The organism is Pseudomonas mandelii (assembly GCF_900106065.1).
Taxonomy (GTDB): Bacteria; Pseudomonadota; Gammaproteobacteria; order Pseudomonadales; family Pseudomonadaceae; genus Aquipseudomonas; species Aquipseudomonas mandelii.
Genome location: NZ_LT629796.1, coordinates 146,978 through 160,636 on the forward strand (window position 1 = coordinate 146,978; position 13,659 = coordinate 160,636).

Consider the following 13,659-nt stretch of genomic DNA (forward strand, 5'->3'; position numbering starts at 1 on the left):
CGAGAGAAGACCGCTTTCCCATGCCTATTTCATCTCAACGCTCATTCCTGCGCCCGCTGCTGGTCGGCCTGCTTGCCTTATTGCTGACGCCACTGGCCAGCGCCGAGGATGCCAAGCGCCTGCGCATCGGCATTACCCTGCACCCTTATTACAGCTACGTGGCCAACATTGTCGGTGACAAGGCCGAAGTGGTGCCGCTGATTCCGGCCGGTTTCAACCCGCACGCCTATGAGCCCCGCGCCGAAGACATCAAGCGCATCAGCGGACTCGATGTGGTCGTACTCAATGGCGTCGGTCATGACGACTTCGCCGACCGCATGATCGCCGCCAGCGAAACGCCGAACGTCCCGGTGATCGAAGCCAACGAAAACGTGCCGCTGCTGGCGGCCACCGGCACCGCCGCACGCGGGGCCGGCAAGGTGGTGAACCCGCACACCTTCCTGTCGATCAGCGCCTCCATTGCCCAGGTCAACAACATTGCCCGGGAACTGGGCAAGCTCGACCCGGCTAATGCCAAGACCTACACCCAGAACGCCCGCGCCTACGGCAAGCGCCTGCGGCAAATGCGCGCCGACGCCCTGGCGAAACTGACCCAGGCACCGAACGCCGAACTGCGAGTGGCCACGGTGCACGCGGCTTATGACTACCTGCTGCGCGAATTCGGCCTCGAAGTGACCGCCGTGGTCGAGCCGGCCCACGGCATCGAGCCGAGCCCAAGCCAGCTGAAAAAGACCATCGATCAACTGCGGGACCTGGACGTGAAGGTGATCTTCTCCGAGATGGATTTCCCGTCCAGCTACGTCGACACCATCCAGCGTGAGTCCGGGGTGAAGCTGTACCCGCTGTCGCACATTTCCTATGGCGAATACACCGCCGACAAGTACGAAAAGGAAATGACCGGCAACCTCGACACCGTGGTTCGGGCGATTCAGGAGTCGGGGAAATGACGGCGAAAGAAACCATCAGCGAGTCGCCTGTGGCTGTGGGAGCGACCACGCCCGCGAAGGTGTCCAGTCATTCGACATCATCGCTAAATGACCCACCGCAATCGCGAGCAGGTCGAATCGTCGCGCCGTCACTCCCACAGGTTTCGGGGCCGACGCTGGATTTTGCGCAGGTCAGTTTGACGCTGGGGCGCACGACGATCCTCGACAACGTGACCTTCCAGGTCCAGCCCGGCAGCGTGCATGCGCTGGTCGGCCCGAACGGTGGCGGCAAGAGCTCGCTGATCAAGACTCTGCTCGGACAGATGCCACATCAAGGTCGCTTGAGCCTGCAATGGCCGGGCACACCGGGGACCATCGGTTATGTGCCTCAGGCGCTGGAATTCGACCGCGGCCTGCCCATGACCGTCGACGATTTCATGGCCGCGATGTGTCAGCGTCGTCCGGCGTTCCTCGGTTTGAGCAAGCATTACGCAGCCGCGATTGGTGAAGCGCTGGAACGGGTCGGCCTGCAGGACAAGCGCAAGCGGCGCATGGGCGCGTTGTCCGGTGGGGAGCGTCAACGCGTGTTGCTCGCTCAAGGCTTGATCCCGGCGCCGCAGTTGCTGGTGCTCGACGAGCCGATGTCGGCCCTCGACGAGGCCGGTATCCAGGTGTTCGAGCGATTGCTCGGCGACTGGCGCCAGAGCGGCATCACCGTGTTATGGATCGAGCATGATCTGGAAGCCGTCGGGCGTCTGGCCGACCGGGTGACCGGACTCAATCGCCGGGTGCTGTTCGATGCCACGCCGAAACAGGCGCTGACCCCGGAACGCCTGCTGACCCTGTTCTCGACCCATCCACGGAGCGCTGCCTGATGAGTTATGAAGCCTTTCGCTTGATGGTGCAGGGTTGGGCGTCTTCGGGTTATCTGCCTGAAGCGCTGGCCTATGGTTTTGTGGTCAACGCCCTGCTCGCCGGTTTGCTGATCGGCCCGGTGCTGGGCGGCCTGGGCACGCTGGTGGTGGTCAAGCGCTTCGCGTTTTTCTCCGAAGCGGTGGGTCACGCGGCATTGACCGGCGTGGCCGTCGGCATCCTGCTCGGCGAACCTTACACCGGGCCTTACGGCAGCCTGTTCGGTTACTGCCTGCTGTTCGGCATCCTGCTCAACTACCTGCGCAACCGCACCGGGCTGGCGCCGGATACGTTGATCGGTGTGTTCCTCTCGGTGTCGTTGGCCCTGGGCGCGAGCCTGCTGCTGATCCTGGCGGGCAAGATCAACGTGCACATCCTCGAAAACGTGCTGTTCGGTTCGGTGCTGACGGTCAACGGTAACGATCTGCTGGTGCTGGCCATCGTCGGTTCGCTGGTCATGGCGCTGGCCTTGCCGCTGTACAACCGCATCATGCTGGCCAGTTTCAACCCGCAGCTGGCGGCGGTTCGTGGTGTGGCGGTGAAGACCCTGGATTATCTGTTTGTGATTCTGGTGACCCTGATCACCGTGGCCGCAGTGAAAGTCATCGGCGCGATTCTGGTCGGTGCGCTGCTGGTGATTCCCGCCGCAGCGGCACGCTTGCTCAGCCAGTCGCTGAAGGGTTTCTTCTGGTGCTCGGTGCTGATCGCCACGGTCAGCACGCTGTGCGGGATCCTCGCGCCGATCGTCTTTGACCTGCCCATTCCGTCCGGTGCCGCGATCATTCTGGTCGCCGGTATCGCCTTCGCCCTCGCCGCCATCGCCCGTGGTGTTGTCCCAAGCCTGAAAGGGAATATCGGATAAATGTCTTTTTCTCTGCGTCAACTGACCCTGGCCGTCGCCCTGTGCGGGCTGGTCACTACCCCCTTTGCAGCGGACACAAAACCCCTGCGCGTGCTGGCCTCCTTGCCGATCACTTACGGGCTGGGTGAGGTCTTGCTCAAGGGCACCGACGTCACCCTTGAACGTGCTGCGCCGGCGAACCTGCCGGGCAGCCGTCAGACCGCGTACTTCACCGGTCGTGGCGCTCCGGCGCTGGCCAGACTGGCGACCGACGCCGATGCGGTGATCGGTCTGCGCTCACTGTGGGCAGACGATCCGCTGTACCCGATTGCCCGGCGCAGCAACATTCGTATCGTTGAAGTCGACGCCGCCCGCCCGGTGGACGGCGCCCTGCCCGGCATCGCCGTGCAGCCGGGCAATAAGGTCGACGGCTTGAACAGCCAGCCGTGGCTTTCCAGCAACAACATGGGGCGGATGGCGGATGTGATGGCGGCGGACCTGGTGCGCCTGGCGCCCGAGGCCAAGCCTGCGATCGAGGCTAACCTGGCGGCACTGAAACAGCGCTTGCTCAAGCTCAGCGCGGACAGCGAAGCGCAATTGGCCAGTGCCGATAACCTCACTGTAATGAGCCTGAGCGATCACTTCGGCTACTTGATCGGCGGGTTGAACCTGGAGCTGATCGGCCTCGATGCACGGCCGGACGCCGAGTGGACACCTGAAGCACTCAAGCAATTGGGCGCGACGCTGAAGGACAATGATGTGGCGGTGGTGTTGCATCATCGCCAGCCGTCTGAGGCGGTGAAAGCGGTGATCGCAGAGGCAGGCAGTCGGCTGGTGGTGTTGAGTGTCGACGCGGCGGAACCGGTGGCTGAGCTGGAAGGGAATGTGGATCGGGTGATCAAGGGGTTGAGCGGGGTTTAACGTCAGTGAGTCCGCGTTATCGTTCATCGCGAGCAGGCTCGCGCCCACAGGGGATTTGTGTCACGCCATAGATCCAATGCAGGAGGGAGCCTGCTCGCGAAGGCGGCCTGACAGGCGAGACACATTCCAGACATGAAAAAGCCCGCTGACTGTCACCAGTCCAGCGGGCTTCCTTTTGCGTCGTGCCTTAGTTAGCCACTGCCGCCTGCTCGTCCATCTTCTGACGCAAGCTCAACGGGCGCATGTCGGTCCAGGTTTCTTCGATGTAGGCCAGGCATTCCTTTTTGAGGCCGCTCTTGCCCACGGTGCGCCAGCCGGCAGGCACCGCTTTGTAGTCGGGCCAGATCGAGTATTGCTCTTCGTGGTTGACCACGACCTGAAAGAGGATGTCCTCGCGGTCGAATACTGACGTCATGCTGTGTCTCCATCGCTGTAGGGTGGGCTGCGCGGCGTGCGCAGCCGGTATGTAGAAGGAACGTTGCGCGGCGCGAAAAATTTAGAGGCTGGCGGTGGCCGAGGCCATGGCCCGGCCGAAAATCTCGGCCACCCGATCGATTTCCGCGGAGGTAATCACCAGCGGCGGCAGGAAACGCACCACGCCGCCGTGACGCCCACCCAGCTCAAGAATCAGCCCGCGCTTGAGGCATTCACGCTGCACCAGCGGCGCCAGGCGACCGAAGATCGGCGGATGCCCCAATGCATCGGGCGCACCCGTCGGATCGACCAGCTCGACGCCGAGCATCAAGCCACGCCCGCGAATGTCGCCCAATTGCGGGAAGTCCCGCTGCAGAATGCGCAGGTGCTCGCTCAGGCGCTCGCCCATGGCGGCAGCGTGCTCGCAGACCTTGTGTTCGGTCAGGTAACGCATCACCGCAGAACCCGCCGCCATGGCCATCTGATTACCGCGGAAAGTCCCGGCATGAGCGCCCGGCAGCCAGGTGTCGAGCCAGTCGCGGTAAACCACGACGGCGAGCGGCAGACTGCCGCCGATGGCTTTGGACATGACCACCACGTCCGGAATGATCCCCGCGTGCTCGAAGGCGAACATCTTGCCGGTGCGAGCGAAACCGCTCTGGATTTCATCGACGATCAGCGCCACGCCGGCCTGTTCGGTGATGCGCCGCAGGCCGCGCAGCCAATCGAGATCGGCCGGGATCACTCCGCCCTCGCCCTGCACCGCTTCGACGATCACCGCCGCCGGCAATTGCACGCCGGCCTCTGGATCATTGAGCAGGTTTTCCAGGTAGCTCAGGTTGACCTTCACCCCTTGCGCACCGCCGAGGCCGAACGGGCAGCGGTAATCGTAGGGATACGGCATGAACTGCACGCCGTTGCTGAGCAAGGCGCCCAACGGCTTTTTCGGCCCCAGGCTGCCCATCAGGCTCAGCGCGCCCTGGCTCATGCCGTGATAACCGCCCTGGAATGACAACACGGTGCTGCGTCCGGTGGCGGTGCGCACCAGTTTCAGCGCGGCTTCCACCGCGTCGGTGCCGGTGGGGCCGCAGAACTGGATCTTGGCTTCAGCAGCCAACGCCGCCGGCAGCAAACCGAACAGGTCCTGGACGAATTGATCCTTGACCGGCGTGGTCAGGTCGAGGGTGTGCAGCGGCAACTCATCGCTCAGCACTTGCTGGATCGCTTCGATCACCACCGCATGGTTATGCCCCAGGGCCAATGTCCCGGCACCCGCCAGGCAGTCGATGAAACGGCGGCCTTCGACGTCTTCGACATAAATGCCCTTGGCGCGCTTGAGCGCCAGGGGAATGCGTCGCGGGTAACTGCGGGCATTCGATTCCTGCTGGTTTTGACGGGCCAGCAACGGCGATTCATTGAACTGATACAGCGTCTCGACCGGCGCCGGAGCGATCCGGGCCGACTGATCTTCCATAAGGCTGGTAGCGACTGACATCTCTCGACCCCTCAATAAGGTTTTCCTGTTCTGGAAACGCATCAGGGCGCCGAGGATTTAGACCCTCGATCAGCTTTCTATGAAGGCGGTGTCAGTGCCTTATGCATGGGAATGGCATGGAGCCCGGCCACGATGAAGATTTCAGCGCAGGGCCGGTACCCCAAATGGCGATAAAAAGCCTCGCTGGTGCGGGTGCTGTTGAGGCGAGCCTGGCCCAGTCCCTGATTGATCAACCAGCCTTCGAGGTCGTGAACCAGCGCCTCTCCGGCACCGCGACGAAACCATTCCGGCTGCACATAGCAGAACGCGACCTTGCCACTGATCGCCGCCATGGCGACACCGACCGGTTTGTCCTGCAACAGGGCGATGTTCAGGTACAACCGTTGGTCGGTCAGCCACGGTTGCACGTGCTCGATGGTTTTGTTGTAGGTCCAGGTGGCGACGGTTCTCGGGTCGTTGCGATGGTCGAGCGCGCAGCCGACACGAATGGAGCGCTCGACGATCCGACTGATGATGCCGGCATCGGCGGGGGTTGCCTTGCAGATGTGAATCGATGCATCCATGGCGCTGTTACCTCAATCCATTGAGAAAAAGCTGCCGGGGACGATAGCGCTGTGGCGAGTCGCTGACTAATGGAGAGAAGTTACATTTGATGTGCAACACAGCCTCCCTTGTGGGAGTGAGCCTGCTCGCGATGGCGGTGTAACAGTCAGGATGTTATGGCCTCATCGCGAGCAGGCTCACGCCCACAGGGGAAGTTGCGGTGTTGGTTAGAGGGGTTGTAGCGGCATGGTCAATTCAACCCGCAACCCATCCGGCCGGCTGTCGAAATGCAGGGTGCAACCGCACCGCTGAACAATCGCCTGGACAATCGCCAGGCCCAATCCGCAGCCGGTGCTCTGGCCGTTGCGCCAGAAACGTTGGGTCAGGTGTTGCAGGTCGTCATCGGCAATGCCCGGGCCGTGGTCGCGGACCAGAAAGCGTGCGCGACTGCCAGTGGTTTCCAGGCTCAGTTCCACCGATCCGTCGCCCGGGGTATGGCGCAGTGCGTTGTCCAGCAAATTGCGCAATGCGGCGATCGACAGCACGGCGGGCATCTGCACCGGGGCATCGGAGAACTTCGCTGGCATGTGCAACTTGATCCGCCGACGATCACCGCTGGCCGCATCCTGAATCGCCAGTTTCGCCACCTGTTCGGCGCTGCATTGCACCCCGTCGTCGAACGACAGACTGCCCTCGACCCGCGCCAGCAGCAGCAATTGCTCCAGCGTGCGGTGCATGCGGTCGGCGCCCTCTTCTGCCCGTGCCAGGGACTGATCCCGGGCCGCGCCATCAGTCATGCGCGCCACTTGCAGATGGGTTTTGATTGCGGTCAGGGGGCTGCGTAATTCGTGGGCCGCGTCGCCGGTCAGGCGGCGTTCGCGCTCGATGGTCTTGCCGATGCGCTGGAACAGCTGATTCTGGGTGTCCAGCAACGGTTGAAGCTCGCTGGGGAGCGGCTGGATCTGCAAAGGTTCGAGCGAATCGGCGCTGCGGCGCATCAAGGCATCGCGCATCCGGTTGAGCGGCGCCAGCCCTTGGCCAATCCCCAGCCACAACAGGCACAGGCAGCCGAGCAACGCCACGCCCACCGGCACCGAAGCGGCCAGCAGGATCGACATGTTCAGTGCCTCACGCTCGATCTGCCGATCCGCCGTGGTAATGCGCAGATCACCGCGAGCCAGGGTGAAGCTGCGCCACGGCGCGCCGTCGATCATCTGATCGTGGAAGCCCATTTTCTCGGCTTCCAGGGTTTGTTGCGGATCGGTGTGACTGCGGGCGAGGATTTCGCCGCGCAACGAGCTGACCTGGCAGGCCATGCCACCCGGAATATTCAGTTGTTCCGCGCTGAAATGGGTGCCCTCGCCCTTGCTCGGCAACGCGGGCAATTGTTCCATCAGGCCGGCGACCATGCGCGCCGATGCCACCAGCCGCTGGTCGAGGGAAAACATCATTTGGTTGCGCAGGTCGCTGAGCATCCAGGCCGCCGCCAGGGCCCAGATCAGCGCAAAAGCGGCGCCGAGTGTCAGGCTCAGGCGCAAACGCAGGCTCATCACTTTTTCATTTCCTCTCCACCATCGGCGGGCCCCAGGCGATAACCCAGGCCGCGCACCGTCTCGACAATGCCATTGCCGAGTTTGCGCCGCAGGTGATGGATATGCACGTTGAGGGCGTTGCTTTCCAGTTCGTCATTGAAACCGTAGACGCTGTCCTTCAATTGTTCGGTGGACAGCACTCGGCCACGGTTATGCAGCAAGGCTTGCAACAGCGACTGTTCACGCCGCGAAAGGTCGACGGACTGGCCGCCGAGCATGGTTTCCCGGCTGCTCGGGTCGTAGGTCAGACGGCCGTGTTCGATCAGGTTGACGCTGCGCCCCGCCACGCGTCGCAACAAGGTGTGCAGACGGGCGGCGAGTTCACGCAGGTCGAACGGTTTGAGCAGGTAATCGTCGGCGCCGGCCTGCAAGCCATCGACGCGGTCAGTGACCGAGTCCCGCGCCGTCAGGATCAGCACCGGAATCTCCAGGCCACTGTGGCGCAACTGCTGCAACAACTTCAGGCCGTCCTCATCGGGAAGACCAAGGTCGAGCACCATGACGTCGAACTCAGCCACCTTGAGCATCGCCCGGGCAGCCGATGCCGTGGCGACGTGCTCCACCGTCAGGCCCTGGGCCGTGAGGCCGGCGACAATGCCGCTGGCGATCAGCTCATCATCTTCACAAACCAGTACGTGCATGGGCGCTCCATGAGTAAAAACGCGAGTCAAGCAGATGTGGATTAAGGCGCAATTATGTCAATTGCGAGGGATGACGAATAGCCCGGCTTTCTGTCACCCAACCAAATCAAACTTATTCATTCACCTTAGTTGCAAAGCGACACAAACAACCTCAAAAAAAACTCTTATTGATTTTCGTAAAGCGATAAGCTCATTCCGCAACTAATTCACAACACCAAAACATGACAACCTGACCACAAACCTGCTCTTGAACAACCAACAAACGTTTAACTATTGAAAGGAACAACAACATGCCAATCTTGAAAAACTTTGTCACCGTCGACTGGCGCTCTGGCAAAGATGGAATTCATTTCTTCTTCAAAGACATAAATAAATACTCTCGATACAGCCTTGGCGACAGGCAAGTTCCAAAGGGATACCCGAGCGATATTTCATACGGCAACTGGAATGACTTCCACGCCCATGCCAAAAACCTACGCTTTGGCTTAACCACCACTGATCTGATCAATGAGTCTGAAGGTTATGACTCTGACGCAACATGGTTGTTTTTTTACGAAGGCACTACACCGACCGTCTGTAAGTATAATCAAGACACCGATAGAGTCAGTTATATAAAGCCTGTGGAAAATACTGGATGGGCTCCCATTCTTCCTTATTTCGATCGTATCATCGCAGTGACGTGGTGGACTCTAAACGAAACGGGCCACATATTTAAGTTCATCATGAGCGACGGAAAGCACTTCCAATTCAACTACAAAAGCAACTATTACAATCAACCCTCCATCTCCCCGACCGTCTGGAGCGGACTGTCCCCCTACCTCGACCGAATTATTACCGGCGTGCAAAAAGACAGTAATAGTGACGACAATTATTTCTACATCTTCCTGACTGGCAACGAATACATCATCTACAACCTGCAAATGAATCGTATGCATTCTGGCCCGCACCCGGTGAATGAGGTGAATTGGCCCGGATTGCTACGAGACTGAGAATCTGTCGACTCGCGGTTAATCATCGGTTAATCGCCGCCTCCCATTGTGCACCTCACTTGCACAGGGATAAGGCTTACCCATGCGTCGACTGTTTCTTCTTTTTGTTCTCTTGATCTCGGGTGTGGCCCAGGCAGGGACCAATCCGTTCGATACCAAACCTGAATTTTTACCGGTGGAAAAGGCCTTTGTCTTTACTTCCGAGCGCCTTGAATCGGGTGAAACACAGCTCTTTTGGCAAATTACCGACGGCTATTACCTTTACCAGAAACGCCTGAAATTCGAGGGGCTGCCCTCGGAGCAACAGCCGCCATTACCCGAAGGTGAAGCGCACAGTGATGAATTCTTCGGCGAACAACCGGTGTATCGCCAAGGCCTGGAGCTGAAGATTCCGGCGGGCGCCACCGGTCAGATCAAGGTGGGCTTCCAAGGGTGTGCCGATGCCGGATTGTGCTATCCGCCGCAAACCCAGGTCGTGGACCTGGGTGGCAACGTTGCGGGCGCAACCAACGAAGCACCGGATCAGGCCCTGGCCAGCGGCCTGCAACAACGGGCGCTGGGCTGGAGCTTGCTGGTGTTCTTCGGTCTGGGCCTGCTGCTGGCCTTCACCCCTTGCTCGTTGCCGATGCTGCCGATACTGGCCGGGTTGATCGTCGGCAGCGGCGCCACGCCCAAACGCGGTTTCGCCCTGGCGACCAGCTACGTGGTGAGCATGGCGCTGGTGTATGCGGCGATGGGTGTGCTGGCCGCGCTGCTTGGTGCGAACCTTCAGGCGCTGTTGCAGAACCCCTGGCTGCTGGGCAGCTTCGCGGCGATATTTGTCCTGCTGGCGTTGCCGATGTTCGGTTTCTTCGAGCTGCAACTGCCGGTGGCGGTGCGTGACCGGCTGGAAAATGTGTCGCGCAATCAGCGTGGCGGCAGTCTGATCGGTGCCGGTGTGCTCGGGGCCTTGTCGGGGCTGCTGGTCGGCCCGTGCATGACCGCGCCGTTGGCCGGCGCCCTGCTCTACATCGCACAAAGCGGTAATGCGCTGCATGGCGGGCTGATTCTGTTCGCAATGGGCATCGGCATCGGTGTGCCGCTGTTGTTGCTGGTGACCGTGGGCAATCGCTTCCTGCCCAAACCCGGCGCCTGGATGAACCTGCTCAAAGGCGTGTTCGGTTTCCTGTTCCTCGCCACCGCCCTGCTGATGCTGCGCCCGGTGCTGGATCAATCGCTGTGGATCGGTTTGTGTGGCGCCTTGCTGCTGATTGCCGCCTATAGCGCCTGGAAACAGTCGGAAGGTTTTGGCCGCGTCGCCCATCTGTTCGGCGCCAGTGCGCTGTTGCTCGGGATGTGGGGCGGTCTGCTGATGATCGGGGCCGCCGGGGGCAGTGATGACTTGCTCAAACCGTTGCAGGTCTACAGCGCTTCCGCCTCTTCCGGCAATGCCGCTCGCCCGACCGGCCATGAGGCCTTCACCACGATCAACAATCCGCAAGCGCTGCAACAGGAACTGGACGCCGCCCAGGCCCAGGGCCAATGGGTGCTGCTGGACTACTACGCCGACTGGTGTGTGTCGTGCAAAGTCATGGAAAAACAGGTCTTCGGCAAAGCCCATGTAATGGCAGCGCTGAGCGATGTGCGCTTGCTACGGCTGGACGTCACCGCCGACAATGCCGACAGCCGCGAACTGCTCGGCCGTTATAAAGTGCCGGGGCCACCGAGTTTTCTGTGGATCGGCACAGACGGCCAGGAGCGCCGCAGTCAGCGCATCACCGGCGAGGTCGATGCCGACACTTTCCTGCAACGCTGGACCACCACCCGAGACGCCCGTTAATGCTGACCTTTACCCTCGGCACTTTTGCCATCGCGCTTAACCATCTGCTGCTGATCAGTGCCCTGGCGCTGGCGACGTTTGTCGGCTGGCGGGTGGCCAAGCGCGGTGGCGAGAACCCTGAGTCGGCGCTGTTCAGCCTTTTTTTGCTGGGCATGCTGGCGGCACGGGTCGGGTTCGTCGGCGCCTACTGGGCCCACTATCGCAACGATCCGTGGCAGATCATCGACCTGCGCGATGGCGGTTTCCTCGCCTGGCCCGGGGTGATTGTGCTGCTGCTCACCGCGCTGTATCGCGGTTGGCGCCGACCGGGTCTGCGCCGCCCGCTGGGGTTTGGCGTGGCCAGCGGGTTGGCATTCTGGCTGCTGGCGACTTTCTCTCTGAGTATTTACGAACAAGGCACGCGCCTGCCGGAAATCGCCCTGCGCAACGCCGCCGGCGAAACCGTGCAACTGGCGGACTACAAGGGTGGGCCGCTGGTCATCAATCTCTGGGCCACCTGGTGCCCGCCGTGCCGCCGGGAAATGCCGGTGCTGGAAAACGCCCAGCAACAGCGCCCGGACCTGACCTTCCTGTTCGTCAATCAGGCCGAAAGCATGCAAAGCGTCAGCACCTTCCTCGAAACCCAAGGCCTGAGCCTGACCAATGTGCTGTTCGACGGCAGCGGTCGACTGGGTCAGGCCGTGGGTTCCATGGCATTGCCGACTACGCTGTTCTATAGCCCCGACGGTCGATTGCTGGGCAGCCATTTGGGTGAACTCTCGGATGCCAGCCTGGCCCGCGCCCTGGAAAACTTCGACACCCCTTCTCCTGCCGTACCGGCCACCTCTTCAAGGAAACTGCCATGCCCCGCCTCCGCCACCTGCTGACGCTGACTCTGGGCGCAGCGCTGCTGCACCTGCCGTCGGTGCAGGCCGCCGAAGAATTGCCTGAAGCGATCAAGAAGATCGAAGCCAAGGGCGCGAAAATCGTCGGTCAGTTCGACGCACCCGATGGGCTGCGCGGTTACGCCGCCCAGTACCAGAACCGCGGTATCGCGCTGTACCTGACCCCGGACGGCAAGCATGTACTGCTGGGCAATCTGTACGACGCCGAGGGCAACGACCTGAGCAGTGCACCGTTGCAGAAACTGGTCTACGCGCCGATGTCCAAGGAAGTCTGGGCCAAGATGGAAGCCAGCAACTGGATCGCCGACGGCAAAAAAGATGCGCCACGCATCGTGTACTTGTTCAGCGACCCGAACTGCCCCTACTGCAACATGTTCTGGGAACAGGCTCGGCCGTGGGTCAATGCCGGCAAAGTGCAGCTGCGGCACATCATGGTCGGGATCATTCGCGAAGACAGCCCGGGCAAATCCGCCGCGCTGCTAGCCGCCAAGGACCCGAGCAAGGCGCTGGAAGATCACGAAAAATCCGGCAAGGGCAGTTCGCTGAAAGCCCTGAAGGACGTGCCGCCGGCGATTCAGGCGAAATTGGCGGCGAACATGCAGTTGATGGAAGACCTGGAATTGCAGGCCACCCCGGCGATTTTCTACATGGACGACAAGGGCGAGCTGCAACAGCAGCAAGGCGCGCCTTCGCCGGACAAGTTGATGAAGATTCTCGGGCCCAAGTAGTTTGCTGCAGAGACTTGGTGACCACACCGGCCCCATCGCGAGCAGGCTCGCTCCCACATTTGAATGCATTCCCCTGTGGGAGCGAGCCTGCTCGCGATGGGGCCAGCAAGATCGACTAATTTCTCTCGGCTAAAAACTTCAACAACGCCTCCGTCACAAACGGCGGATTCTCCAGATTGGAGATATGCCCCGCCTCCGGCACCAGCACATACGGGCAGCCAATCAACCCGGCCATTTCCTTCGTTTCCGACGGCGGCCGCGGTTTGTCCTGATCGCCACACATCACCAGCGTGGTGGCAGGGTTCAGCTCGCCCAGACGCGGCAACAGATCATCCCGCCCAAACGTAATCCGCCCCATCGGCACAATGCTTTCACGCAGACGTTCGGACGGCAACGCCGCCAGTTTCGCGCGAAAATCCTGATACAGGGCCGACTGTGGATCGATGCCCGGACGGAAGAAAATCGGCACCACGATGTCGAGCAACTGCGGCGCGATCACGCCGGTGTCTTCGATCTGTTTGAACAGCGAGAAATAGTATTGGCGAGTCGGTTCCGGCTCGACGCCGACGTAAGTGTCCATCAGCACCAGGCCATTGATCCGCTGTGGCGCTGACAGCGCCAGTCGCACGCCCCACATGCCACCGACCGACAGACCGACCAGCGTGACACGATCAACGTCCAGATGATCGAGCAGCGCCAAGGCCTGGCGGGCGATGTCATCCAGCGACTTCGTGCCTTCGGGAAGTGGCCCGGATTCACCGTGGCCCCACAGGTCCAGGGCAATGACCCGATAGTGTTGCGACAACGCAGCAATCTGCGGTGCCCACATGGCCTGGTCCCACAGGTAGCTGCCGGCCAGCAATACGGCCGGGCCGGTGCCTTGATCGATGTAGTGAAGGGGCTGTCCGTCAATCGTTACAAAGGGCATTAACTGTCTCCTTTTTGAAGGGAATT

14 protein-coding genes are annotated in these 13,659 nt (G+C 61.2%); 8 read left to right on the forward strand and 6 right to left on the reverse strand.

What is annotated here, in order from left to right; genetic code table 11:
* Positions 1-20 precede the first annotated feature (20 nt).
* From BLU63_RS00575 to BLU63_RS00590, 4 genes are read left to right on the forward strand one after another with little or no spacing between them, the layout of a single operon-like run.
* Positions 21-947, forward strand: coding sequence for a metal ABC transporter substrate-binding protein (locus BLU63_RS00575; protein ID WP_083374679.1), 927 nt, complete (start codon positions 21-23; stop codon positions 945-947).
* Complete coding sequence (locus tag BLU63_RS00580) at positions 944-1,801, forward strand: metal ABC transporter ATP-binding protein (RefSeq protein ID WP_083374680.1); 858 nt, start codon at positions 944-946, stop codon at positions 1,799-1,801. Before BLU63_RS00575 ends, BLU63_RS00580 begins: the two co-directional genes overlap by 4 nt.
* The gene (locus tag BLU63_RS00585) at positions 1,801-2,700 is read left to right on the forward strand and encodes a metal ABC transporter permease (RefSeq protein ID WP_010461179.1); all 900 of its coding nucleotides are present in this window, start codon (positions 1,801-1,803) and stop codon (positions 2,698-2,700) included. The genes BLU63_RS00580 and BLU63_RS00585 overlap by 1 nt, the downstream gene beginning before the upstream one ends.
* A complete protein-coding gene (locus BLU63_RS00590; RefSeq protein ID WP_077747884.1) occupies positions 2,701-3,600 on the forward strand; it encodes a metal ABC transporter substrate-binding protein in 900 nt (299 codons plus the stop codon).
* Between the two features lie 187 nt (positions 3,601-3,787).
* Here the strand turns inward: BLU63_RS00590 and BLU63_RS00595 are convergent, their stop codons facing one another.
* The 5 genes from BLU63_RS00595 to BLU63_RS00615 all read right to left on the reverse strand — a co-directional run bounded on the left by BLU63_RS00595 (position 3,788) and on the right by BLU63_RS00615 (position 8,285).
* A complete protein-coding gene (locus BLU63_RS00595; protein WP_010461182.1) occupies positions 3,788-4,015 on the reverse strand; it encodes an MbtH family protein in 228 nt (75 codons plus the stop codon).
* An 81-nt stretch (positions 4,016-4,096) separates the two neighbouring features.
* Complete coding sequence (locus BLU63_RS00600; protein ID WP_083374681.1) at positions 4,097-5,509, reverse strand: aspartate aminotransferase family protein; 1,413 nt, start codon at positions 5,507-5,509, stop codon at positions 4,097-4,099.
* Positions 5,510-5,586: 77 nt separating this feature from the next.
* Entirely contained in the window at positions 5,587-6,072 is a 486-nt protein-coding gene (locus tag BLU63_RS00605; RefSeq protein WP_083374682.1) for a GNAT family N-acetyltransferase, read from the reverse strand.
* 207 nt (positions 6,073-6,279) lie between these two features.
* Positions 6,280-7,605 (reverse strand): ATP-binding protein, encoded by a 1,326-nt coding sequence (locus BLU63_RS00610; protein WP_077747886.1) that lies wholly within the window; start codon positions 7,603-7,605, stop codon positions 6,280-6,282.
* Positions 7,602-8,285, reverse strand: coding sequence for a response regulator (locus BLU63_RS00615; RefSeq protein ID WP_010461191.1), 684 nt, complete (start codon positions 8,283-8,285; stop codon positions 7,602-7,604). The genes BLU63_RS00610 and BLU63_RS00615 overlap by 4 nt, the downstream gene beginning before the upstream one ends.
* Before the next feature lie 290 nt (positions 8,286-8,575).
* Between BLU63_RS00615 and BLU63_RS00620 the strand changes: the two genes are divergently transcribed.
* The 4 genes from BLU63_RS00620 (at position 8,576) to dsbG (ending at position 12,705) form a co-directional block, all read left to right on the forward strand.
* Entirely contained in the window at positions 8,576-9,274 is a 699-nt protein-coding gene (locus BLU63_RS00620; RefSeq protein ID WP_010461192.1) for a hypothetical protein, read from the forward strand.
* Positions 9,275-9,356: 82 nt separating this feature from the next.
* Positions 9,357-11,093, forward strand: a complete 1,737-nt coding sequence (gene dsbD, locus BLU63_RS00625) for a protein-disulfide reductase DsbD (protein WP_083374683.1) — start codon at positions 9,357-9,359, stop codon at positions 11,091-11,093.
* A complete protein-coding gene (locus BLU63_RS00630) occupies positions 11,093-11,959 on the forward strand; it encodes a TlpA disulfide reductase family protein (RefSeq protein ID WP_077747889.1) in 867 nt (288 codons plus the stop codon). Before dsbD ends, BLU63_RS00630 begins: the two co-directional genes overlap by 1 nt.
* The gene (gene dsbG, locus BLU63_RS00635; protein WP_010461199.1) at positions 11,935-12,705 is read left to right on the forward strand and encodes a thiol:disulfide interchange protein DsbG; all 771 of its coding nucleotides are present in this window, start codon (positions 11,935-11,937) and stop codon (positions 12,703-12,705) included. Before BLU63_RS00630 ends, dsbG begins: the two co-directional genes overlap by 25 nt.
* 115 nt (positions 12,706-12,820) lie before the next feature.
* Here dsbG and BLU63_RS00640 read toward each other — a convergent pair whose 3' ends face one another.
* Entirely contained in the window at positions 12,821-13,633 is an 813-nt protein-coding gene (locus BLU63_RS00640; protein WP_077747891.1) for an alpha/beta fold hydrolase, read from the reverse strand.
* Positions 13,634-13,659 lie beyond the last annotated feature (26 nt).

Bases quoted from the DNA above. Each gene is read 5' to 3' on its own strand.
- dsbG (WP_010461199.1), top strand. From the start codon at position 11,935: ATGCCCCGCCTCCGCCACCTGCTGACGCTGACTCTGGGCGCAGCGCTG.
- BLU63_RS00605 (WP_083374682.1), bottom strand. From the start codon at position 6,072: ATGGATGCATCGATTCACATCTGCAAGGCAACCCCCGCCGATGCCGGC.
- BLU63_RS00620 (WP_010461192.1), top strand. From the start codon at position 8,576: ATGCCAATCTTGAAAAACTTTGTCACCGTCGACTGGCGCTCTGGCAAA.
- BLU63_RS00580 (WP_083374680.1), top strand. From the start codon at position 944: ATGACGGCGAAAGAAACCATCAGCGAGTCGCCTGTGGCTGTGGGAGCG.
- dsbD (WP_083374683.1), top strand. From the start codon at position 9,357: ATGCGTCGACTGTTTCTTCTTTTTGTTCTCTTGATCTCGGGTGTGGCC.
- BLU63_RS00595 (WP_010461182.1), bottom strand. From the start codon at position 4,015: ATGACGTCAGTATTCGACCGCGAGGACATCCTCTTTCAGGTCGTGGTC.
- BLU63_RS00590 (WP_077747884.1), top strand. From the start codon at position 2,701: ATGTCTTTTTCTCTGCGTCAACTGACCCTGGCCGTCGCCCTGTGCGGG.
- BLU63_RS00640 (WP_077747891.1), bottom strand. From the start codon at position 13,633: ATGCCCTTTGTAACGATTGACGGACAGCCCCTTCACTACATCGATCAA.
- BLU63_RS00585 (WP_010461179.1), top strand. From the start codon at position 1,801: ATGAGTTATGAAGCCTTTCGCTTGATGGTGCAGGGTTGGGCGTCTTCG.
- BLU63_RS00600 (WP_083374681.1), bottom strand. From the start codon at position 5,509: ATGTCAGTCGCTACCAGCCTTATGGAAGATCAGTCGGCCCGGATCGCT.
- BLU63_RS00575 (WP_083374679.1), top strand. From the start codon at position 21: ATGCCTATTTCATCTCAACGCTCATTCCTGCGCCCGCTGCTGGTCGGC.
- BLU63_RS00630 (WP_077747889.1), top strand. From the start codon at position 11,093: ATGCTGACCTTTACCCTCGGCACTTTTGCCATCGCGCTTAACCATCTG.
- BLU63_RS00615 (WP_010461191.1), bottom strand. From the start codon at position 8,285: ATGCACGTACTGGTTTGTGAAGATGATGAGCTGATCGCCAGCGGCATT.